Origin of the sequence: Zobellia sp. 1_MG-2023 (assembly GCF_030549125.1) — a bacterium.
Classification (GTDB): domain Bacteria; phylum Bacteroidota; class Bacteroidia; order Flavobacteriales; family Flavobacteriaceae; genus Zobellia; species Zobellia russellii.
Window position 1 is genome coordinate 146116 of record NZ_JAUOSY010000005.1, and the last position, 23963, is coordinate 170078.

17 protein-coding genes and 1 tRNA gene are annotated in these 23963 nt (G+C 40.7%); 14 read left to right on the forward strand and 4 right to left on the reverse strand.

Translation table 11 applies throughout. The features are described from left to right. Positions 1-10: 10 nt before the first annotated feature. From Q4597_RS12335 to Q4597_RS12370, 8 genes are all read left to right on the forward strand, one after another. Positions 11-1210 (forward strand): FtsW/RodA/SpoVE family cell cycle protein, encoded by a 1200-nt coding sequence (locus tag Q4597_RS12335; protein WP_289063371.1) that lies wholly within the window; start codon positions 11-13, stop codon positions 1208-1210. Next, a complete protein-coding gene (murG, locus tag Q4597_RS12340; RefSeq protein ID WP_303406433.1) occupies positions 1197-2300 on the forward strand; it encodes an undecaprenyldiphospho-muramoylpentapeptide beta-N-acetylglucosaminyltransferase in 1104 nt (367 codons plus the stop codon). The genes Q4597_RS12335 and murG overlap by 14 nt, the downstream gene beginning before the upstream one ends. Before the next feature lie 20 nt (positions 2301-2320). Continuing rightward, positions 2321-3673, forward strand: a complete 1353-nt coding sequence (gene murC, locus Q4597_RS12345) for a UDP-N-acetylmuramate--L-alanine ligase (RefSeq protein ID WP_303406434.1) — start codon at positions 2321-2323, stop codon at positions 3671-3673. Positions 3674-3692: 19 nt separating this feature from the next. Continuing rightward, a complete protein-coding gene (locus Q4597_RS12350) occupies positions 3693-4382 on the forward strand; it encodes a cell division protein FtsQ/DivIB (protein ID WP_368506682.1) in 690 nt (229 codons plus the stop codon). Between the two features lie 3 nt (positions 4383-4385). After that, the gene (gene ftsA, locus Q4597_RS12355; RefSeq protein WP_215441251.1) at positions 4386-5735 is read left to right on the forward strand and encodes a cell division protein FtsA; all 1350 of its coding nucleotides are present in this window, start codon (positions 4386-4388) and stop codon (positions 5733-5735) included. A gap of 36 nt (positions 5736-5771) precedes the next feature. After that, entirely contained in the window at positions 5772-7733 is a 1962-nt protein-coding gene (ftsZ, locus tag Q4597_RS12360; RefSeq protein ID WP_215911801.1) for a cell division protein FtsZ, read from the forward strand. A gap of 98 nt (positions 7734-7831) precedes the next feature. After that, positions 7832-8278, forward strand: a complete 447-nt coding sequence (locus Q4597_RS12365) for a GatB/YqeY domain-containing protein (RefSeq protein ID WP_303406436.1) — start codon at positions 7832-7834, stop codon at positions 8276-8278. 4 nt (positions 8279-8282) lie between these two features. Then, a tRNA-Arg gene (locus Q4597_RS12370) sits at positions 8283-8356 on the forward strand. A gap of 79 nt (positions 8357-8435) precedes the next feature. Here the strand turns inward: Q4597_RS12370 and Q4597_RS12375 are convergent. Beyond that, the gene (locus tag Q4597_RS12375; protein WP_303406437.1) at positions 8436-9398 is read right to left on the reverse strand and encodes a tRNA-dihydrouridine synthase; all 963 of its coding nucleotides are present in this window, start codon (positions 9396-9398) and stop codon (positions 8436-8438) included. A gap of 225 nt (positions 9399-9623) precedes the next feature. Here Q4597_RS12375 and Q4597_RS12380 point away from each other — a divergent pair, with 225 nt between their 5' ends. From Q4597_RS12380 to Q4597_RS12405, 6 genes are all read left to right on the forward strand, one after another. After that, positions 9624-9932, forward strand: a complete 309-nt coding sequence (locus Q4597_RS12380) for a DUF6660 family protein (RefSeq protein ID WP_303406438.1) — start codon at positions 9624-9626, stop codon at positions 9930-9932. 129 nt (positions 9933-10061) lie between these two features. After that, the gene (locus Q4597_RS12385; protein ID WP_303406439.1) at positions 10062-14399 is read left to right on the forward strand and encodes a CusA/CzcA family heavy metal efflux RND transporter; all 4338 of its coding nucleotides are present in this window, start codon (positions 10062-10064) and stop codon (positions 14397-14399) included. A 3-nt stretch (positions 14400-14402) separates the two neighbouring features. After that, complete coding sequence (locus Q4597_RS12390) at positions 14403-15599, forward strand: efflux RND transporter periplasmic adaptor subunit (RefSeq protein ID WP_303406440.1); 1197 nt, start codon at positions 14403-14405, stop codon at positions 15597-15599. A gap of 142 nt (positions 15600-15741) precedes the next feature. After that, the gene (locus Q4597_RS12395; RefSeq protein WP_303406441.1) at positions 15742-17736 is read left to right on the forward strand and encodes a heavy metal translocating P-type ATPase; all 1995 of its coding nucleotides are present in this window, start codon (positions 15742-15744) and stop codon (positions 17734-17736) included. 134 nt (positions 17737-17870) lie between these two features. Beyond that, positions 17871-20252: an outer membrane beta-barrel family protein gene (locus Q4597_RS12400; protein WP_303406442.1), complete on the forward strand. Its 2382-nt coding sequence runs from the start codon at positions 17871-17873 to the stop codon at positions 20250-20252. Between the two features lie 22 nt (positions 20253-20274). Beyond that, positions 20275-20784 (forward strand): PepSY domain-containing protein, encoded by a 510-nt coding sequence (locus Q4597_RS12405; RefSeq protein WP_289041671.1) that lies wholly within the window; start codon positions 20275-20277, stop codon positions 20782-20784. Here the strand turns inward: Q4597_RS12405 and Q4597_RS12410 are convergent, their stop codons facing one another. The 3 genes from Q4597_RS12410 to Q4597_RS12420 all read right to left on the reverse strand — a co-directional run bounded on the left by Q4597_RS12410 (position 20785) and on the right by Q4597_RS12420 (position 23912). After that, entirely contained in the window at positions 20785-21429 is a 645-nt protein-coding gene (locus Q4597_RS12410; RefSeq protein WP_303406443.1) for a response regulator transcription factor, read from the reverse strand. Continuing rightward, the gene (locus Q4597_RS12415) at positions 21419-23353 is read right to left on the reverse strand and encodes an ATP-binding protein (protein WP_303406444.1); all 1935 of its coding nucleotides are present in this window, start codon (positions 23351-23353) and stop codon (positions 21419-21421) included. The genes Q4597_RS12410 and Q4597_RS12415 overlap by 11 nt, the downstream gene beginning before the upstream one ends. Positions 23354-23417: 64 nt before the next feature. Beyond that, positions 23418-23912 (reverse strand): hypothetical protein, encoded by a 495-nt coding sequence (locus Q4597_RS12420; RefSeq protein ID WP_303406445.1) that lies wholly within the window; start codon positions 23910-23912, stop codon positions 23418-23420. Positions 23913-23963 lie beyond the last annotated feature (51 nt).

The window sequence follows — 23963 nt, forward strand, 5'->3', positions numbered from 1 at the left end:
AGTATATAGAGTGAACGCATTTTTTCAAAATATCAAAGGAGATAAAGCTATTTGGGCCATTGCGGCCCTCTTGGGCTTGTTTTCGTTTTTACCGGTGTACAGTGCCAGTAGTAACCTGGTGTATGTTGTGGGGAACGGAACTACTTTTGGCTATTTGGTAAAACATGCATTGTTGTTGTCATTGGGCTTTGGTATTATATATGGGGTGCATCGTATTCCTTCGCATTTTTTTAAGGGACTTTCTCTTATTGCCATGCCTATTGTATTGGTTTTGTTAGTGTTTACTTTGGCTCAAGGAACTACTATAGGAGGTGCCAATGCTAGTAGATGGATCAGTGTGCCGCTAGTGGGTATTTCGTTTCAGACCTCTAATCTGGCTGCCGTGGTATTAATGATTTATGTAGCTAGGTATCTCAGTAAGATCCGTCTTAAAGATGTGAAATTTAAGGAGAGCATTTTGCCATTGTGGATTCCTGTTTTTCTAACGGTAGCCCTTATTTTACCGGCAAACTTTTCAACTGCGGCCATTATATTTTCTATGGTGCTTTTGTTGTGTTTTTTAGGAGGATATCCTATTAAATATCTTATCGGAATTATAGGTGCGAGTGTGTTGAGCCTTGCATTTTTTATACTAACGGCCAAGGCAATTCCTGGTTTGTTTCCTAATCGTGTAGATACTTGGATCAGTAGGGTAGAGAATTTTGCCGATGCAGAAGATACGGAAGCAGATTATCAAATTGAACGGGCCAAGATTGCTATTGCCACAGGCGGTATCGTGGGGAAGGGTGCTGGTAAAAGTATTCAGAAGAACTTTTTGCCACAGAGTTCCTCGGATTTTATTTATGCGATAATCGTTGAGGAATATGGACTTGTCGGAGGATTTGCGCTAATGTTTTTTTACATGTTCCTTTTATTCCGGATTGTGGTAGTGGCCAATGGTAGTGGTACTATTTTTGGGAAACTCGTAGCCCTTGGAGTGGGGCTTCCTATCGTTTTTCAGGCATTGATAAATATGGCCGTTGCGGTTGAGCTTTTTCCTGTAACAGGGCAAACCTTACCGCTGATCAGTAGTGGTGGTACCAGCAGTTGGATGACCTGTTTGGCCATTGGTATTATTTTAAGTGTAAGTAATAAAAATTCAAATGCGGAAAAACCATCCGCAGATATAGATGAAACTAATCCTTTAGAAGTACTAAGTGGGCAATTATAGATTCATACTCTCCGGTGGTGGTACGGGCGGGCATATTTACCCGGCAATCGCCATTGCCAACGAATTGAAAAGGAGGCATCCTGACGCACAATTTTTATTTGTGGGTGCTAAGGACCGTATGGAGATGGAGAAGGTGCCGCAAGCAGGTTACGAAATTGAAGGATTATGGATTAGCGGGTTGCAACGGAAACTGACCCTTAAAAATTTAATGTTTCCATTTAAAGTAATAAGTAGTTTGTTGAAGTCAGGTAAAATAGTCCGAAAGTTCAAGCCCCATGCCGTAATAGGTACTGGCGGCTTTGCCAGTGGTCCTATGTTGCGTGTGGCTTCCGGTAAAGGCGTGCCCTGTGTATTGCAGGAACAGAATTCGTATGCCGGTATTACTAACAAATTACTAAAGGATAAAGTGGCCAAAATTTGTGTGGCCTATGATGAGATGGATCGGTTTTTTCCAAAGGATAAAATTGTGAAGACCGGGAATCCGGTTCGTGGCGATTTAGTGGAAATGACAGCTGATAAAAATGAAGCGTTGGATTTCTTTGGATTGAAAACGGGAGTGCCTACACTCTTGGTTTTAGGCGGAAGTCTTGGTGCACGACGCATCAACCAATTGATAGCGGCTAACCTTGATTTCTTTGAAAAGACGGGTATTCAACTAATATGGCAGTGTGGTAAACTTTACATAGATGAGTATGCCAAATACAACTCGGAAACGGTGAAGGTGTTGGATTTTATGAACCGGATGGATTATGCATACGCTGCTTCAGATATCATTATATCGCGCGCTGGTGCCGGTTCCGTATCGGAACTGTGCATTGTAGGTAAGCCGGTAATATTTATTCCTTCGCCCAACGTAGCAGAGGATCATCAGACAAAAAATGCACGCGCACTTGCTAATGAAGATGCGGCTATTTTATTGAAGGAAAGTGAGCTTGACGCGAAATTTGAAAACGAGTTTACGCAGCTTTTTCAAGATAAAGTCAAGCAAGCAAGTCTGGCCGAAAATATTAAAAGGTTGGCCTTGCCTAATGCAACCAAGGATATTGTAGACGAAATAGAAAAATTAATTGGGGATGCCGCCCGTAACTAGAGGCATGAAGATTGGTAGAAATGGACTTAAAACGCATACATAACGTATATTTTATTGGCATTGGAGGCATTGGTATGTCTGCATTGGCACGTTATTTTAAGTTTATACGAAAGAATGTTGCCGGTTACGATAAAACCCAAACTCCCCTTACGGAAGAACTTTCCGGTCTGGATATGGATATCCATTATCAAGATGATATTAATGATGTAGCGGATTTATTTAAAAATAAGGAAAATACCCTTGTGGTATATACACCTGCGGTTTCTGTTGAGCATACGGAATATCAATATTTTCAGAACAATGGTTTTGAAATTAAAAAACGATCAGAAGTTTTAGGATTGATAACCAAAGGCAGCTTCTGTTTGGCGGTTGCGGGTACACATGGTAAAACTACCACGACAAGTATTTTGGCGCACTTGCTAAAAGAAACAGGGGTTAGTTTTACAGGTTTTTTAGGTGGAATTTCCGAAGATTTCAATAGTAATTTTGTTTTTGAAGGCACGGATTATTCCGTTGTGGAAGCAGATGAGTTTGATAGGTCTTTTTTAAGGTTGTTTCCTAATGTGGCTTGCGTAACCTCTATGGATGCAGATCATTTGGATATTTATGGCAACCCAGAGGAATTACAGAAATCGTTTGTTGAGTTTGCCAACAGAGTGGCGCCGGATGGAGCACTTTTCGTGAGAAAAGGGTTGCCGTTGGCCGGAATTACATATGGGATAGATGATAATGCGGATTACTGTATTAACAATCTAAAAATCGAGAATGGAAGCTATATTTTTGATTTGAAAACTCCGGATGCGACTTTAATAGATGTGAAGTTCAGTAAACCGGGAAGACATAATCTGTTAAACGGACTGGTAGCTTTTGCTATGGCCTTGCGCACTGGTGTATCCGCAAATAAATTAGTTGGTGCACTGGCAACCTTTAAAGGGGTGCAAAGACGGTTTTCCTATAAAATAAAAAACGAAGATTTTGTTTTTATAGATGATTATGCGCATCATCCCACAGAAATAGATGCCGTTTATGATGCGGTAATGGAAATGCACCCGAACAAGAGAACATTGGCTATTTTTCAACCCCATCTTTTCTCAAGGACTAGGGATTTTGGAGATGAATTTGCGAAAAGCCTTTCAAAGTTTGATAGTATTCTGTTGTTGGATATCTATCCGGCTAGGGAAAAACCTATTGAAGGAATAACTTCGGAATGGTTGTTGGATAAGATGAAGGGAGCTCAAGTAAAAACAATTCAGAAATCCAAATTAATAAACGAAATAAAAGAACAAAATCCGCAGGTTCTTATTACCATGGGTGCGGGAGATATAGGTTTGGAAGTTAGTAAGATCACAAAAGAGTTGCAACATGCGTATTAATTATAACTACATAAAGTTTTTGGCTTTAATCGTTGTAATAACGGGGCTTTACGCATTTTCTAACCAAAGAAGCGCGAAGCGAAATGTAAAAGGAATAACGATTGAATTCGTTGAAAATCAAAATTTATTCATCACCGAAGGCTCGGTTAATAAATTGTTAATACAAAAATTCGGTAGCCTTGAAAACTTGCCCAAAGAAAAATTAGCTTTGAATAACCTGGAGAAGGCCATTGAGGCCAACAAAATGGTAAAAAGTGCCCAAGTTTATCTTACAGTAAGCGGTGAATTAGCGTCGAAAATCATTCAACGCACACCAATCGGACGTATAGAAGGGGATTCAAAATTTTATCTTGACGAGGACGGAAAGCAAATGCCATTGTCAAATAGCTATTCTGCACGGGTACCTATAATTACCGGGCGGATAACGGATGAAGGCTTAGCGGATGTCTATAAAGTTTTGACCTACATCAATATGGACGAGTTTCTTAAGAAAAACATCATTGGGTTACATATCGTAAGCGAGGAGAAATACCAGCTTCGCTTTCGAACCGAAGAGTTTATTGTCAATTTGGGAGATGTAGAAAGGTTGAAAGAAAAGTTTAGCAATTTCAAGGCATTTTACGCCAAAGCAAATAAAGACAAAACTCTGCAGAACTATGATGTTGTTAGTTTAGAGTTTGACAATCAAGTAGTGTGCACCAAAATTTAAGTTATGGAAGTAGGTAATTATTCGGTAGGATTGGACATTGGAACAACCAAAATCGTAGCCATAATCGGTAAGAAAAACGAGTATGGTAAGATTGAGGTTCTAGGCATCGGCAAATCTAAAAGTTTAGGTGTGCATCGCGGTGTTGTAAACAATATTACACAGACTATACAGTCCATACAGCAAGCCGTAGAAGAAGCTGAGCTTAACTCAGGTCTTAAAATAGGTTCTGTTGTGGTAGGTATTGCCGGGCAGCATATAAGAAGTCTGCACCATAGCGATTATATCACCAGAGCAGATTCTGAAGAAGTTATCAATGATGACGATTTGGATAAGCTATGTAACCAAGTTTACAAATTGGTGATGCTTCCGGGCGAAGAGATCATTCATGTACTTCCACAAGAATACAAAGTGGATGGGCAGGCTGAGATCAAGGAGCCTATTGGTATGTACGGTGGCCGTTTGGAAGCTAATTTTCATGTGGTTGTAGGACAGGTTTCCTCAATCAAAAATGTAGGTAGGTGTATTAAAAGCGCCGGTCTGGATTTAGGTAATATTACACTGGAGCCTTTGGCCTCTTCCGATGCCGTATTGAGCAAGGAAGAAAAAGAGGCCGGTGTGGCATTGATCGATATAGGAGGCGGTACAACGGATTTGGCCATTTTTAAAGATGGCATCATCCGGCATACGGCGGTAATTCCTTTTGGTGGCGGTGTAATAACCGAGGATATTAAAGAAGGATGTTCCATTATTGAAAAACAAGCAGAACTTTTAAAGGTAAGGTTCGGTTCCGCTTGGCCAGGAGAAAATAAGGATAATGAGATTGTTTCTATACCCGGTCTGCGTGGTAGGGAGCCTAAAGAGATTACCCTTAAAAACCTATCCAAAATTATTCATGCACGTGTAGTTGAGATTATTGAGCAAGTTTATGCCGAAATCAAAAACTACGGTCATGATGAACAAAAAAAGAAACTGATTGCAGGTATTGTGCTTACAGGTGGTGGAAGCCAGTTGAAGCACTTAAAGCAGTTGGTGGAATACATTACGGGTATGGATACACGTATCGGTTACCCTAATGAACACTTGGCGGGCGATTCAGATGCCGAAATCGCCAGTCCATTATATGCTACGGCAGTTGGTCTATTGATGAACGCAGTGGCAAATGAAAAAAAAGGTAAAGTTGTTGAAGTGGAAGAAGCACCTGTTGTAGACGAAGGAGAACTTGTTATGGCAGGCCATGAGGAAGAAGAACAACACCAGCAACAACAAGCCACGGCAAAAGTTCAAAAAGAACGCAAAACGGTATTTGACAAATGGTCCGAGAAGTTGAAAGACTTTTTGGATAACGCCGAGTAAAGTATGACACACATTAACCAGTAATAAAAATACACTATGAACAACAACACGGAATTTGATGGAATATCCTTTGATCTTCCAAAGAATCAAAGCAATGTAATTAAAGTAATCGGCGTAGGGGGCGGTGGTAGCAACGCGATTAACCACATGTTTCAGTCGGGCATCAATGGCGTAGATTTCGTAATTTGTAATACGGATTCCCAAGCCTTGAACAATAGTTCTGTGCCAACAAAAATACAACTAGGTGTTTCACTAACAGAAGGATTGGGTGCTGGTGCCAACCCTGAGGTGGGTGAACAGGCCGCTTTGGAAAGTATGGAAGAAATCAAGCAGATGCTTGCCACTACTACCAAAATGATATTTATTACCGCTGGTATGGGTGGTGGTACCGGTACAGGTGCTGCTCCTGTAATAGCTAAACAAGCCAAAGAGTTGGACGTGCTTACCGTGGGCATCGTTACCATGCCTTTTGAGTTTGAAGGTAAAATGCGTTGCGAACAAGCACGTATCGGTATTGAAAAATTACGTGCCAATGTAGATTCATTGATCGTAATCAATAACAACAAACTTCGTGAAGTATATGGTAACCTTGGTTTTAAAGCCGGTTTCTCTAAAGCGGATGAAGTATTATCTACGGCTGCTAGAGGTATTGCAGAAGTAATTACACATCACTATACTCAGAATATTGACCTTAGGGATGCCAAGACCGTACTTTCCAATAGTGGTACTGCCATTATGGGGTCTGCTCAGGCAACAGGTTCTGCAAGGGCGCATGAGGCCATTACAAAAGCGTTGGATTCTCCATTATTGAACGATAACAAAATCAGTGGGGCCAAGAACGTATTGTTGCTTATTGTTTCCGGTTCTCAAGAAATTACTATTGATGAAATAGGTGAAATTAATGACTACATTCAAGTTGAAGCAGGTCATGGCGCTAACATCATCATGGGTGTAGGTGAAGATGAAGATTTAGGAGAGGCTATTGCCGTAACCATTATTGCAACGGGTTTTGATGTAGATCAGCAAGATGAAATTGTAAATACCGAAACTAAAAAAATCATTCACACGTTGGAAGATGAGCAACGGGCCCAGCATGATTTAATGGCAAGAAAGAACGTAGTTCACCAATTGCCAATTGAAAAAGTAAAGGAAGAACCCCCGGTGATCAAGCACACTCTTGAAGAAGATGCGCCAGAGGAGCCGGGCATGGATTTAATAGAGACTACTAGCTATATTAAAAACTTCAACGTTTTTTATGAAGAAGTTTTAGAAGAAGTTGCAGAGGTAAATACTTCTGAAGACGATTTTGTAATCGTTAATGCCCAAGATGCTATCAATGATATTGAGGTTATAGACCCAATGACGGTATCTTATGATAAACTCAAGGAAGAGCAGATTACCATGAGTTTTGATATGCCTTTCACTCAAAAAGATGAAGTAGAAGACGAAGCACAGGATAATGTTATTACTTTTAGTCTGGATGATGATGTTAAGGATATAGACGTTAACAGTCACGTAGAAGTTATTCCTGTTCTTGAATATAACGAGGAAGGCGAAAAGCGTTATAGTTTGGACGACTATATGGAAATGGAGGAAAAGCTTGCCAATGCCAAACCGGCACCAAAGCCTACTCCAAGACCGCAACAACCTAAACCAGTAGTTAGGGAAGAGCCTAAAATGGAAGTAAAGCGTGTTGAAACACCTCAAAGTGAAGCACCGGCAGAGGTAGACCCAATGAACAGTCCAATTGATGATCTTTTAAGGGAGAGAGCGGATGAGCGAAGAAGAAAATTAAAGGACTTCAACTATAAGTTTCAAAACAGTGTAAGCAGCATTGACGAAATTGAAAAGGAGCCGGCTTACAAACGTCAGGGTATTGATTTAAGCGATGCTAGAAGAGAAGAGAGCAAGGTTTCAAGAACTACATTGGGAGAGGATAGCAACGATGAAATTAGGTTACGTTCCAACAATTCTTTTTTACACGATAATGTAGATTAGATATTTTAAAATAAACTAACTAACTCAAGCTTAAACCCGAAAAAATTAATTTTTTTTCGGGTTTATTTTTTATCTTCGCAGTCCTAAATAAAAAAGGCATGGGCTTACAACAAAAGGTGATGGAGCAGATGAAAGCGGCAATGAAAGCAAAGGATAGTGTTGCTTTGGAATCGCTTCGCGCTATAAAATCGGCCCTGCTTATGGCACAGACCAGTGGTACGGACAAGGAGATTACAGAGGAAGATGAAATTCAGCTGGTTCAAAAACTTGTAAAACAGCGTAAGGACAGTGCGGCTATTTTTACGGAACAGGGAAGAGCAGATCTTGCTGAACCGGAATTGGCACAGATTGCGGTAATCGAACAGTTTTTACCGGAACAGCTTACGGAAGAAGAAATTGAAAAAGTAGTAGTGCAGACCATAGATGCAACAGGAGCATCCGGCATGAAAGATATGGGCAAGGTTATGGGCATAGTGTCCAAAGAATTGGCCGGACAGGCAGATGGTAAAACCATATCTGCCATAGTAAAACAGAAATTAGCATAAAATTGGCCTCGTGGCGCAACTGAATAGCGCATCAGATTTCGGCTCTGAGGGTTGCAGGTTTGAATCCTGCCGGGGTCACAATTTTATCCAAAGCTCTTTAAACATTAGTTTTAAAGAGCTTTTTTATTAGGTGTATTTCGTTTCCTGTTCGGAGTTCCTAAGCTGTTGTCATTCTTTTTTGGGTAGCTATAATTTCCCTTACAGCTTGTTTGTATTTCATAGGGTTTCCTGCTTTTTTTATGGCCTTGTATACTTTTTGGGGGTTGTGTGTAGATTGTGAAAAGAATTCCCAGAAGCCAAGCATTTTCATTTTAATTGGGGTAGGTCCGGAGAGCATAGCATCATACTGTTGGTGAATAGTGTCATGGAATTCTCTAAAAATGTCCCATCGTTTGGCAGGGTAGTCCGTGGTGTCCGCTTTGATCATACTGGGTAGGAATGGGTCGGCTATAAGACCGCGGCCTATCATAAAATGTTCAATTGAGGGAAAGCGCTCTCTCATGGCTTTAAATTGTGTTACCGTGGTAATATCACCATTATAGTATAAAGTGTGTTTGGCAACGTCTATGCATTTCTGAAAAGCTTCTAGGTCTACACCACCTTTATACAATTGTTTTCCAAGACGTGCATGTATCGCTACGTTTTTAAGCGGGTATTTTTCAAGAATGGGGAAGGCATCTAGAATTTCGGTACTGTTTTCATATCCTAGACGCATTTTCATAGATATGGTAACATTGGTCTCGCTATGTGCGCGATCTAAAATATGATCTATTTTTTCGGTATTACAAATGAGTCCTGATCCCATGCCGCTGTTCGTAACCATAGGGTATGGACAGCCTAAATTCCAATTAAGCTCGGTATACCCTAAGGACTCAATGTACTTGATCACGAATAGGAAGTGCTCCACATCTGCGGTCATTACCTGGGGAATCAATTCTAAGCTGGTATTCACCTCCGGGTTTAAATCGCGTTGGTATGACCCTTTAATGATCATTTTTCTATTGAACCTAATGTAAGGGGCGTAAAAGGTATCTATACCGCCAAAGAACTTTTGCTGTGCATTACGGAACGTGGCATCTGTAAAACCTTGCAAAGGTGAGGATAGAAGTGAGTAGGACATGAATTGGTTTTGAGCCCGCAAAGATAAATGAATATGAGCAGTAACCCTAGTGATAAATGAGGGGTGTGATTTTTGGTGTTTTAAGGATTCATGGATTTCTAAAGTGTATTGGATAACAAGAATCTATCCAAGAATCTGTCGTAAATTACTGGGCGCGGATTTGATTACTGCCAAATTAACGGTTTGAGTATCAGTCACCGATCAAAATCTTTCTATCTTTGTATTGTGAGATTATTCGCCATCATATTATCCGTTTACTTCTTGGCACTTAACGTTGTGCCTTGTAGTGATGAAGGTTCCGTTACCAAAGATCAGGTTACGGTATCTGTTGATAATGGTATGGATCACGGACATGAATCCGGTGATTTGTGTTCTCCTTTCTGCATGTGTCATTGTTGCCATACACATACGGTAAATTTCGAAATACTAACATTTGAGCCTTTTCAATCACTAATTTCCCAGGAGGAATTGGCGCATTTTGATAGTCTTGGTAAAGATGTTATTCTAGATCTTCTGCAACCTCCCAGGGCATAATTCAGTTTTTTTTATAGGATACCTATATCCCGTTGTAATGAATCCGTTTCGGGTTTCATTACCCTAGTTTTTGTTGTGTTTATAGCATGAAGGAAACAGACATTGTCTAACTGAATTATAGCAATCCATATGATCAATAGAATCATTGATTTTTCAATCCATAATAAGTTTATTGTGGGTCTATTTACGCTTGCCCTCATAGGTGCCGGCGTTTGGAGCATGACCCAAGTGCCCATAGATGCAGTACCTGATATTACCAATAATCAGGTACAGGTCATTACGCAGTCGCCCAATTTGGGTACGGAAGATATAGAACAATTCGTGACCTATCCTGTAGAGGTGGCCATGAGTAATTTGCCCAATGTAGAGGAAATACGCTCCGTTTCCCGGTTTGGACTTTCCGTAGTAACCATAGTTTTTAATGACAAAGTAGGAACCTATCTCCCTAGGCAGCTGGTAGCGGAAAAACTACCCGAAGTACAGGAACAAATTCCCGCAGGTTTTGGTAAACCTTTCATAGGGCCAATTTCCACAGGGCTTAGTGAAATTTATCAATATGTACTGGAAGTAGATGCTGCACATAAAGACAAGTACTCCATAACGGATCTGCGTACGTTTCAAGATTGGATCATCCGCAGACAAATGGCCATGGTACCCGGTGTGGTAGAGGTAAATGCCTTTGGCGGTAATCAAAAACAATATGAGGTAACAGTTGACCCGGATGAGCTTCGGGCCATAGGTATAAGTATTTCTGAGGTATTTAGAGCGTTGGAAAGGAATAACCAGAATACAGGTGGTGCCTATATTGAGCGTAATCATCAGGCCAATTTCATTAGAGGCGAAGGTCTGGCCAGAAGCATTTCGGATATTGAGAATATGGTAGTTAAATCCGTTAACGGAGTGCCCATTAAAATAAAGGATATAGGAACGGTTCGTATGGGTAGTGCCGTTCGTTATGGGGCACTAACCAAAGATGGTACCGGAGAAGCGGTAGGAGGCATGATTTTAATGTTAAAGGGAGCTAATTCTAATGAGGTAATCGAGAATGTTATCCAACGGATGGAACAGATTCAGCATTCCTTACCGGAAGGTGTCAAGATAAAACCATTTCTTGACCGTAGCGAGCTGATTGCGGAGACCACTGGAACGGTAAGGAACAACCTTTTAGAAGGTGGTTTAATCGTAATTTTTGTGTTAGTTCTTTTATTGGGCAATTGGCGTGGAGGTCTTATTGTGGCCTCTACCATTCCTTTATCGCTTTTATTCGCCTTTATTTTAATGAACTTTTTTGATGTCTGGGCAAACCTCATGAGTCTGGGTGCTATAGACTTTGGAATTATTGTAGATGGTGCAGTAATTATTGTTGAGGGAACGGTCTTTCTAATGTATTCCTACGTGGTAAAAAAGAAAACCGTTACTGCGGAAACGCGAGATGAAATTTCAGCCAATGCTTCAAAAAAGATGATGAATGCCGCATTTTTTGGACAGTTGATAATTCTCATTGTATTCCTGCCCATCTTGGCTTTGGAAGGGGTAGAAGGAAAAATGTTCCGGCCCATGGCACTCACCTTTATTTTTGCCATGATCGGGGCCATGATTTTGTGTCTCACATATGTGCCTATGATTTCGGCATGGTTCTTAAGAGCTCCTAAATCTCAAAAACCATCTTACGGAGACCGGTTTGTGCATGGGGTAGAAAGGGCTTACGAGCCTCTGTTGTTAAAATCGTTGACAAAGTCCAGATTAATTTTTACTAGTGCGGTGGTACTCTTTCTTTTGGCGGTATTCACTTTTACCCGCATGGGCGGCGAATTTATTCCGCAACTGGATGAAGGCGATATTGCTTTTCATGCCATTTTAAAACCGGGTAGTTCCTTGTCCGAGAGTATTGAAACCACTACAAAAATAGAACAAATAGTAAAGGCTAAGTTTCCTGAGGTAGAACGTGTCATAAGCAGGATTGGTGTTGCAGATGTTCCCACAGACCCCATGCCTATGGATATTGCGGACATTTTTGCCATTTTGAAACCGCAAACTGAATGGGAGTCCGGCCGAAGCAAAGCAGAATTAATACAAGAAATCAAAGAAGCTATTAGTATTCTGCCAGGAGTGAATTATGAATTTACCCAACCCATAGAAATGCGTTTCAATGAACTGATTACGGGAGTTCGTGAAGATGTGGCCATTAAGATTTTTGGTGAGGATATGGAGGTGTTGGCCAGTAAGGCCGATGAAATGGGAAAACTTATTGCCAACATTCCCGGTGTGGCAGATATGAAGGTCGAAGCCACAAACGGACTGCCGCAAATTACAATTCATTATAACCGAAGCAAATTGGCCCAATACGGGGTTAGTGTCAATCAGCTAAATAGTTTAATCCAAGCGGCATTTGCAGGCGGCAAGGCAGGTGTGATTTTTGAAGGCGAAAAGCGGTTTGATTTAGTAGTGCGCATGCATGAAGAAAACCGGAACAGTATTGAAGATGTTCAAAATCTGTTCGTGAACTTGGATGATGGCTCTCAGATTCCCCTTCGTGAATTGGCGACCATCAGTTATGAACCGGGCCCAATGCAGATAAGTAGGGACAACACCAACCGCAGAACTTATGTGGGAATTAATATTAGGGATAGGGATGTGAAATCTGTTGTTGAGGATATTCAAGCAAAGCTAGATGCGGAATTTAAATTGCCTGCGGGTTATTTTATACGGTACGGGGGCGCTTTTGAAAATTTGGAAAGGGCAAGTGCAAAATTGCAAGTGGTGGTCCCTATTGCGTTACTGCTCATTTTTATCCTGATTTATTTTGCTTTGCAATCGCTTCCTCAGACCATTATGATTTACTTGGCAATTCCTATGGCGACTATTGGCGGGGTTTTTGCCCTTTGGTTGCGGGATATGCCCTTTAGTATTTCAGCCGGGGTGGGTTTTATTGTGCTTTTTGGAGTGGCAGTTCTAAACGGATTGGTCATGATATCCGGATTGAACGAGTTGAAGGAAGAAGGAGTTGTTAATTTAAAAGACCGGATTGTTCAAGGCACAAAAAGACGTATTCGTCCTATCATGCTAACGGCCTTTACGGATATTTTAGGCTTCCTGCCCATGGCCATTTCAGCTTCGGCGGGTGCGGAAGTGCAGCGCCCTCTGGCAACCGTGGTTATTGGTGGTTTGTTGACGTCTACTTTATTAACGCTCTTTATACTTCCTATTTTTTATCAATGGGTAGAAAATAGGGAAGAGCAAAAGTTAAAACTGAATCCATCGTTAAAAACAGCCTTTCTTGTTATTGGTTTTATGGCGATGACATTCAATGGATTGGCCCAAGAAACGGAAGCTTCTTTACCTCTTATCTCTTTGGAAAAAGCGGTAGAGACCGCCAAACAAAATTTTCCATTACTGAAATCAGAACAATTGGAAATAGAAAGACAATCTGTGCAAAAGGCCGAAATTTATGATTTGGGAACTACACAGGTGTTTAGCGGAGGTGAGGAAATTTCCGATGACCGTGCGGTGTATACTTTGGTAGGTCTGGGCCAACAAAAGATAGACCTATTTAGGATTGGGGCGAAGAAAAAATTGTACCAAGAACGGATTGCCCTTGCAGAAGCGGCATATAACCTATCCGAACTTCAGGTAGAGCAGGAGGTCAAGAAAGCTTGGGCTAAGGCCTATAAGGCGAAGAAAGGATACCTCTTATACAAAAAGTTGGATTCCGTCTATGGGCAGTTCAAAAAGGCAATTGAACTTAACTATGAAGTTGAGGCTATTTCCCAATTGGAATATACTTCGGCTATGAACCAGGCTTTACAGATCAGGAACAAATACCAGCAAGCACAGGCCGATTATGATATTGCCTTGCAAAGGTTTAACCTTTGGTTGGCTTCTGAAACTTTCTATTCTGTTCCTGATGATTTGGGTAATGGGATGGACGTGGTATTTGAGGTTCAACCTAATTTGAAAAATCACCCTAAATATCAATTATCACAAAAACGTATTGACGAAGCACAGGCGGATTATAAAGCAGCAAAGGCGGAATTGTTGCCTAAATTCAATTTGCAAGGTGGTATTCAGAAAGTGAACGGAGCGGATGGTTTTTATAGTTATCAGGCCGGCGTGTCGGTTCCATTTTTTTCGGGAACGGCACGTAGCAGGAAAAAATCGGCTAAAATCAACAGCGAAATTGAAAAGACGAAATCTGATTTTGAGCAGAAACAGCTAAGGTCTGAATATCAACAAGCGTTAGTTTCTTATCAAAAATGGAAGACGTCTTGGTCCTTCTATAAGAACGAGGCACTTCCGCTTGCCGAACAGCAACACCAGGGGGCGCTTTTGGCCTTTAAAGAGGGCGCGGTAGATTATTTGGGCTTCACTCAGATTATTAGAGATGCCATACAAACCGAAATGGACGCGCTGGACGCGCTGGACAATTACCTAGAATCTATATACGAATTACAATACTTCAATCAATAAAACATGAAACATCCATATACATATAAAGTTTTAGCCTTCTTCATTTTGATGCTTGCAGTTACGTCTTGTGGCGAGAGCAAGACAAAAGAAAACACAGAAGAAAATCACCGGCATGAGGAATCTGAAGGTCACAAAGAGGAAGAGCAGGAAGTCATGCTTAGCCAACAGCAGTTTGAAGCTTTGCAAATGCAGACCGATACTTTGCATATGCGAAATATGAGCGGTTATGTTGAGGCAAACGGGCAATTGGAGGTGCCTCCGCAGAACGAAGCTACAATAACCTCGGTGGTAGGGGCAAATGTGGTGTCCATTGAGGTTATTGAGGGCGATAAAGTTGCCAAAGGTCAAGCGGTGGCCTACTTATCGCACCCCAATATTATTCAAAAACAGACCGATTATTTGGATGCTTTTAGTAATAGTCAGTTTTTGAAAGGGGAATATGAACGACAAAAAAAGTTGTATGATGCCGGTGTGGGCAGTGGGTTAAATTTTCAGAAAGCGCAAGCCCAATATCAATCATCGCAAGGTAGGGTCAAAGGTTTGGCGGCTCAATTACGGCAGTTGAATATAAACGCAGGCGGAGTAGAAAAAGGAACTATTTACCAGCGCGTGGCATTGCGTAGCCCTATTGAAGGCCATGTGCAAAAGGTGGAGGTAAAGACGGGACAATATGTAGACCCCCAAACGGACCTGTTTCAAGTAGTGGACACTCATCATGTGCATGCCGATCTCATGGTTTTTGAGAAGGATGTTTTTAAGATAAAGGAGGGGCAGAGCGTGAAGTTCTTTGTACAATCATTAGGAGAAAAAGAGTTTACGGCAGAGATTTATTCTATTGGGAAAACCTTTGAACAAAGTCCCAAGGCCTTACACGTACATGCCGAAATAGAAAATAAGGAGGGAAACCTAATTCCCGGGATGTATATAAAAGGGAGAATCCAGATAGCTGTTAATGAGGTAAAAGCCGTTCCCGAAAGTGCTATTGCCAAAGATGGAGATAAAACCTTTGTTTTTACTGTAGAAAAAGAGGCAGATACGTTTCGTTTTGTTCCACATGAAGTAACTTTAGGTACTGAAGATGATGGTTGGGTGGCAGTCAATTTTTTGGCCCCAATGGCCAATAGTTCCAAGTTTGCTTTCAATAATGCATACTATTTAATGGCGGAGTTGAAAAAAGGAGAAGCGGAACATAGCCACTAAGCCAATAGCATGGTTAATGAACCCGTTTCGCTCAATAATTTTTGTGTTCGAGGTCCTTATTTTACTGGTATTCGTGTTTATTTAAGGTATGTGCCGCTCAGGTGAAGGAGTGTATTTAAGAATTTACAATTTTGAAAAAATCATGAAAAAGAAGAAGGTCAACCTTCAGGATATAGATACTCATCAACATTCAGATACAGCTGCTAATGGTGATTGTGGGAGTTGTTGTGGTAATGGCGAAAGTGAAAAGCCCACTAAGTTTTCTCCATATCTTCCAGCTGGTATTAGCTTTGTTTTATTGGTGTCAGGTATTACTCTGGATGTTTTTAACGTGCCATTTTTTTCGGATTGGGTACGTATAGTTTGGTACGGTATTGCTTATTTGCCCGTGGGGCTTCCAGTAATGAAACAGGGCTGGAAGAGCATTGTGAACGGAGATTTTTTTACCGAATTTCTATTGATGACCATTGCAACGGTTGGTGCCTTCGCTATAGGGGAATATCCGGAAGGAGTGGCGGTGATGCTTTTTTATGCGGTGGGAGAACTGTTTCAACATTCCGCGGTAACAAAGGCCAGAGGAAATATTAAGGCGTTATTGGATGTGAGGCCTAAATCGGCTATGGTTTTTCGTGATGGTATTTTTATTTCAGTAGCTCCGGAGGCTGTAGAAATTGGCGAGCGTATTCAAGTTCGTGTAGGTGAAAAAGTTCCGTTAGACGGTAAATTGTTGTCTGCTAGGGCCAGTTTGAATACGGCGGCAATTTCTGGGGAAAGTAAACCGTCAAGTATAGTTGAGACCGAGAAAGTATTTGCAGGAAGCATCAATCTGGATGGGGTTATTGAAGTTGAAGTTACTAAAGAATTTAAGGATAGTTCCATTGCCCGTATTTTGGATATGGTCCAGAATGCCACTGCCCGCAAATCAAAAACAGAACTTTTCATCCGGAAGTTTGCTAGAATTTATACTCCAATTGTGGTTTTCTTGGCTATTGGTGTAACCCTGCTACCTTACTTTTTTGTGGAGGAATATATCTTTAGGGATTGGCTGTACCGTGCTTTAATTTTCTTGGTGATTTCTTGTCCCTGTGCCTTGGTAATTTCTATTCCTTTAGGATATTTTGGGGGACTGGGGGCTGCTTCCCGCAACGGTATTTTGTTCAAAGGCGCTTCTTTTCTTGATACCATTACCAAAATTAACACCTTGGCAATGGACAAAACGGGAACTGTAACTAAGGGCGTGTTCCAAATTAAGGAAATTGTTTTACAGGCTAATGCTCAGGAATCTGGTGCGTCCTTAACCGAAAAGGATTTTATGGAGTATCTCATGGCCATTGAAGCACAATCTACCCATCCCATAGCAAAGGCCATTCTGGAGTATAAGAAGGGAGATGCAACCAGTAAAGCAAAAGATGTATTTGAAATTGCTGGCAAAGGCTTGGTAGGTACGGTAGCCGGTAAATCCGTTTTAGCTGGAAATAGGGCACTAATGGTTGCTAATGGAATATCAGTTCCAAAAGAGACGGAGGATGTTGTAGAAAGTGTAGTAATGGTTGCTGTTGATAGAAAGTTTGTGGGTTATGTTGTTATTTCCGATGCACTTAAAGAGGGTGCTGGGGCTGCTGTTGAGCGTATACGGAAAACTGGGGTGTCAAAAATTGTAATGTTGTCTGGAGATAAAGATGCCATTACGCAAAAAGTGGCAAACGAACTGCGCGTAGATTGGGCAAAGGGTGGACTTCTACCAGAGGATAAACTCAACGAAGTTGAAAATCTAAAGCGTGTCTCCGGAACAAAAGTGGCTTTTATTGGTGATGGAATAAACGATGCTCCGGTATTGGCCGCAAGCGATGTTGGTATTGCTATGGGCGGTTTAGGAAGTGATGTGGCCATTGAGACCGCAGATATTATCATTCAGACCGATGAGCCGGCCAAAGTAGCACAGGCCATAAAAATAGGGAAGTCTACCAGAAAAATAGTCTGGCAGAATATTGGTCTTGCATTTGGGGTCAAAGCCTTGGTTATGATTCTCGGTGCTGGTGGTATGGCTACCATGTGGGAAGCTGTTTTTGCAGATGTAGGGGTCGCATTATTGGCAATTTTAAATGCAGTTCGTTTACAGAACATGAAATGGGATTAGAGATATGGTTCAAATTCTTGATATTCATTGTGTTTATCAGGCTCATGCGATATTGTTAAAATTGTTAAATAGCAGTTTCTAAGTTTCGTTGGATGATTTTTTTGCGCATTTTTATGTTCCAAACAACTTAGACCATGAATTTGAAAATTACCCGCACATTTTTTGTGTTCGCTTGTATCGTAATGATTTCGGAATGGGGCTTGTCCCAAAACGGAGAAACGGAGATTACCGGTACGGTAGTGGAAACAGGAAGCAAACAACCGGTGGCATTTGCCACGGTACTTATAGGAGAAAAGACTACTCAAAAAGGAATTACCGGCACCACTACTTTAGATGATGGTAGTTTTAGTATAAAAACAGATGCTCAGGATTTTTTCGTAGAAATTAGTTTTATCGGTTTTGAGAAGAAGCGTTTTGATAATCTCGTGCCCGCCAACGGAAAAATTGAGCTGGGTGTGGTTCAGTTAAATCAAGACGCCCAACAACTTTCCGAAGTGGTAGTGGAGGGCGAGGTTTCTAGAACACAGTTTAAGTTGGATAAACGTGTATTCAACGTAGGTAAGGATATTAGTAGTACCGGGGCAAGCGCTTTAGAAGTGCTGAATAACGTGCCTTCTGTAAACGTAAACATAGAAGGCCAAATTAGCTTGCGCGGTAGCCAAGGTGTGCAAGTTTTAATTAACGGTAAACCTTCAATTCTTACGGGAGAAGGCGGGAATGCCTTGGGTACGATTACTTCGGATATGATAGAAAGGGTAGAGGTCATTACCAACCCATCCGCAAAATATGATGCAGAGGGTACATCCGGAATTATCAACATCGTCATAAAGAAAGAAGAACGCGAGGGGCTTAATGGCTCTATTAGCTTAAATACAGGTTCGCCGGACAATCATAGTTTTGGATTAAGTCTCAACCGTCGCACGGAACGTTTTAATCTGTTCAGTCAGTTGGGTGCAGGATATAGGGAGTTGCCTAACGATGTAGAGAATATTAACCGGAATTTGGTTGACGGTACAGCTATTTCTTCAGTAGGTGAGGAGTTTAGAAACGAGGAGTTTTATAATGTTATCCTTGGTACGGATTATTACATTAACGAGAATAATGTAGTAACGCTTTCGGGGAATTTTGCCTATGAAATAGAGGACCAGCCATCCAATACAAATTTTAAGTCATCTGATGCCGGCAACCAATTGGTCTCCGAATGGGAACGTACAGAAACCACCGAAGCTACCAACCCTAAATATCAATATGAACTTCAATATAAAAGCGACTTTAAGGATCATGAAGATCATGACCTTTTATTCAGTGCTTTGGGTAATTTTTTCGGAAAAGACCAGTCTTCGGATTTTGAAGATGTTACTATTTCTGGAGAGGATAATGATGCCTTGCAGCGCACACGTACAGAGTTTAAGGAGGCCGAGTATACTTTTAAGTTAGATTACACCCGTCCGTTCAATGAAGAATGGACTATGGAAGCGGGTGGTCAATATGTTATGAACGATGTAAGTAATGATTATGAAGTAGATGATTTTGTGAACGGAGATTACCAATCCAATCCTGATTTGACCAACGTTTTTGAGTATGATCAAAAGGTGTTGGCAGCGTACGGTACTGCCGCATATGAGGGTGGAAAATGGGGTGTTAAAGCTGGTGTTAGGGCAGAGCAGACCAACCTGAATACGTTGTTGAAAAACACCAACGAAAGAAACGAACAGAATTACACCAACCTTTTTCCAAGTGCACATACTTCTTACAAGTTTAACGATAAGATTTCTATGCAGGCGGGATACTCAAGAAGGGTGTATAGACCGGGCCTGTGGGATTTGAACCCTTTCTTTAATATCAGGAACAATTTTAATATCCGGCAAGGTAACCCGGATCTGCAACCGGAATTTACAGATTCGTATGAAGTGACCAGTATATATGTTTTAGGAAAAGCCTCGTTGAATTTTAGCATTTACCATCGCTACACTACAGAGGTGATAGAGAGCATTTTTACTTTTGAAGATGACGTAAAAATCAGTAAACCGGAGAACATTGGAACCAATAAAGCCACAGGTCTTGAGTTCAATGGAAAGTATAGTCCGGCTAAATGGTTTACCGTTACTACAGACTTAAACTATAACAAGTTTGTTAGGGACGGCAGTCTGGGTACTCAGGTGTTCGATTTTGATGCGGACAGGTGGTCCGCTAAGCTTATGACCAAAATTAAACTACCTGCAGATATTGATTTTGAGACAACTGGCAATTATCAAAGTAGTTATGAAACAGTGCAGGGAAAGACCAGCGAAAACGTATTCTTGGATCTTGGAGCACGTAAGAAAATTTTAAAGGGTAAGGGAGTCGTAAATTTAGGCATCAGGGATTTATTTGCTTCACGTATAGAAGAGTCCGAAACTTTTCAGGAAACTTTTTCAAGTTATAACCGGAGACAAAGAGGTAGGTTTATTACATTTGGCTTTAGCTATGGCTTTGGTAAAGGAGAGGCCATGGAATATTCTGGAAGACGAAGATAAATCAACTAACTACTTTTAAAAAATGGGAAGAAAAACTGAAGAAAAAATGCGTACTTATCACAGATACCTAGGCTTTTTCCTAGCGGGTATAATGGCTATGTATGCAATTAGCGGTATTGTGTTAATTTATAGAAATACCGATTTTCTTAAGAAAGAAGTAGCTGTTGAGAAGACCATAAAGCCAAATATAAAGGCCAATGAAGTAGGTAAGGCTCTAAAAATAAAGCATTTTAAACTTCAAAAAGAAGAAGGTAATATGGTTCATTTTGAAGGAGGTACGTACGATAGTAAAACCGGGGAGGCTAATTATACCGAAAAGAAATTACCCTTCGTTTTAGACAAGATGACAAAAATACACAAGGCAACTTCTAGCCAGCCTTTATATTTTCTAAATATCTTCTTTGGGGCTGCGTTATTGTTTTTTGTGGTATCCGCTTTTTGGATGTTTCGCCCTAGCGCACCCATATTTAAGAAGGGCATTTACTTTGCTCTTGGCGGTCTGGTGCTTACCCTTATTTTGCTTTTTGTTTAATCAAGAATCCAGGAGTCCAATTTTAATGGCGTGTTTGGTGAGCCCAGCTAAATTTTTCACTTCTAATTTAGAAATGAGATTTTTGCGGTAGCTCTCTATGGTGTGTTTGCTCAGGAATAGTTCGTCCGCAATTTCTTGAGTGGTATATTCATTGGCAATGAGTTTTAGCACTTCCTTTTCACGGTCCGTAAGGTGAATCTCCTCCTGTTTTTTGTTTTCGAACATAGCATCCGTGTAGGCGCGTTTAATTTCTTGTGAGAAATATTTTTCGCCCTTTACTATGGTTCGCATAGCGGTTAGGAGCTCATCTTTTTCGGCGTTTTTAGGAACATAACCGTCTACATTGTTTTGGATGAGTTTCTCGATCATACCACCATCAATATGCATACTTACGATCAATGTCTTTAAGGTGGGGTACTTTTCTTTAACGGTACGGTTAAGTTCAATACCGTCCATTTCGGGCATGCTGAGGTCGGTAATCAAAAGATGAAGGTCTTTTGTACCGTTAATATCCAGATATTTGATGACCTGTGCCCCGTTTTTGGTCGTTGTTGAAACCGAGAATTCCGGAGCGTCGTTCAATATGCTTAGTAGTCCGTCTATGAACATTTTATGATCATCGGCAATGATGAGGTTATATTTCATGAGATGAGTTTTTTAAAGGGATTTCTATAGAGATTACGCTACCCCTATTTTTAGAAGCGTCTATATGGAGCGAACCGTTCAGTTCCTTGATTCTACTGCGAATATTTTGAAACCCTATTCCTTCTTTTACTTCAGAAGCGTCAAATCCTTTTCCGTTGTCTTCAAAAAGTAAGGATAGCTCTGCGTTAAGTAGGTTTAAGTGTATATCTACGCTACTGGCCTGGGCATGTTTTAACGTATTGGTCATTAACTCCTGAATGACCTTATAAAGCTCCATTTGAATTTTTTCGTCCAATCCGTTTACATCAACCTCCGGGTGTGGATGAAAACCTATTTTTAATTTTCCGCTTCTTGAAATTGATGCAATGTACTCTCTGATTAAATCCGAGAAAGCGTGTTGTTTAAATTTCTTGGGAATCAGGGTATGTGATATATCCCTTACCAGTTGATAGGTCTCGTCTAATTGACCGTTTATTTCTTTCCATTTGCCGGACTCCGATGTCATGGTAGATACCTGAAGCTTAATTCCTGCAAGATTTCCGCCAATACTATCGTGTAGCTCTTGGGCAATTCTTTTCCGTTCTTCATCTTGCCCTTCCATTGAAGCTTTGATCAGGTCCAGTTCTTGTTTTTGTTTTAAGGACGCTACTTTCTGAAGGTTTATTTCTTCTTGTTTTTTGGAAAGTTCGCTCTGGGTCTGAATTTTTTGGTAATACACATACAGCAAAGCTATTATGGGAATTAATATAATCAGGAAGCCAATTAGAAAGGCATTTTTAATGGTTTTCTGTCGTTCCAGTTCAGCGTTCTTCGCTATTTGTTCCTCTTCCAAAGAAGAAATGGCCTTTTCCTTTTCTAGGGTTTCGTATTGTATCTCCAGTTCTTTAATAATTTCTCGCTGTTGCTTGCTATTGATTTGGTCGTTAACACCAAACAGTTGGGTCATTACGGCATAAGCATTTTTGTAGTCCTCTAATTTGGCAAAACTTCTGGCCTGTATTACTAGAGCTTCTTTTTGGAATTGTAAGTTCTCGCGGTCAATAGCGTTTATATAGGCGAAACTTAAGGCAATGTTGGCCATTTCATATTTTTCCTCTTTATAGCAGAGCTTGGCCAAACGTAACGAGCCTTCAAAGTAAATGGCGGTAAATCCGTTTGTCAAGGCCTGGTTTCGGATGGATTCATAGTCCTGAAATGCCTTTTCATAATTTTCTTGTGCTTCCGCTAATTTGGCGAGTTCTAACTTAACGGTAAGTTCCTTTTCAAAATTTTTAAAATCCGTAGCCATGCGCAGGGCTTCATCAAACTGAGTTTTGGCCAATTCAAATTCCCCTTTTACCAAGTGTGCGTTACCCATATAAATAATTGCCTGCATGGTCAGGTCCGGAAACGTAGTGCCAAAATCTAAAATGGCTTTGGTGAGTACCTCAAGGGCTTTGTCACTTTCTGATTTTATAATATAATTATGGGCAAGACCTATTTTGTTCTGGTACTGAAGCTCATCTGAATTGCCGGCTTCTGCGTCTTGCAGGCCATTAATATGCCATTCTATAGATTTGTCTAAGAGACCATTAAAATGGCTGCCAATGCCTAGAAAGTAATGAGCTTTGGCATAATGCAACTGTTTGTTGGTTTCCGGTTTGTCCCAGTTGCCCAATTCCTTTACATAGAGGTTGCCATAATGTAGGATAGAATCTGTATTTCCTTTTTGGATGTGTAATTCTGCTAGTTGTTCAAATACGGAGAACCGTTGACTCCCGAAATCGGCATTTTTTAAGGCTTTGTAGTAGGGTTCTAATGATGCCTCCCTATTATTTGGAATGGTGGAAAACGTAATGCGCTGTTGCGTATTGACATTGCTGGAATCTACACTGTGTTTTTGGGCGTAGAGGTTTGGTGCACCACATAAGAGTAGTAGGCCCAATAGGTTGAAAAGGCTTAGGGCTTTTATGGTGTGAAATTTACGTTTTGTTTTCAGTGGTATGGTTTTATCCTGGTAGGTTGATCCGTTTTAAATCGTTTCCTTCCAATTCAACAACTTTTTTCTCTATATATTTTATGAGGTCGGGGCAATTGGTTTGGTAATCATCGCAAATTACGGTTTTTGATTTTCCGTTGGAGGTCAGGGTAACAATAAGTTGACTGTTACATGAAGTTTCTGAACCGTAATGGGGCTTTAGGTCCCAAAAGCCTTTTGCCTCTATTTTTTTGAAAAAACCTAAGGTTTGCAACGTGTCTAAAAAGCTTTGACTGTTTTTGTTATAGGTAGCTGTTTCAAAATTGGACGAAATTCCCGGAATGTGGGAAATTTTATTTTTTACGATTTTGAACGAATCAAAATGAAACGCACCCCTTTGGACCAACAAAGAATAATGGTTGGTATGCCCCGAGTTAGCAAGCGAATCTCTTTTTTGAGATTTATTGTTGCAATAGATAGCTACGGATAGACAGACGAAAAGCAATTTTGGATAAATGTATTTCATTGTTCGGGTTCTTTGTTGGTACAAATTTCATGGTTTGTACCTCTGAGAACT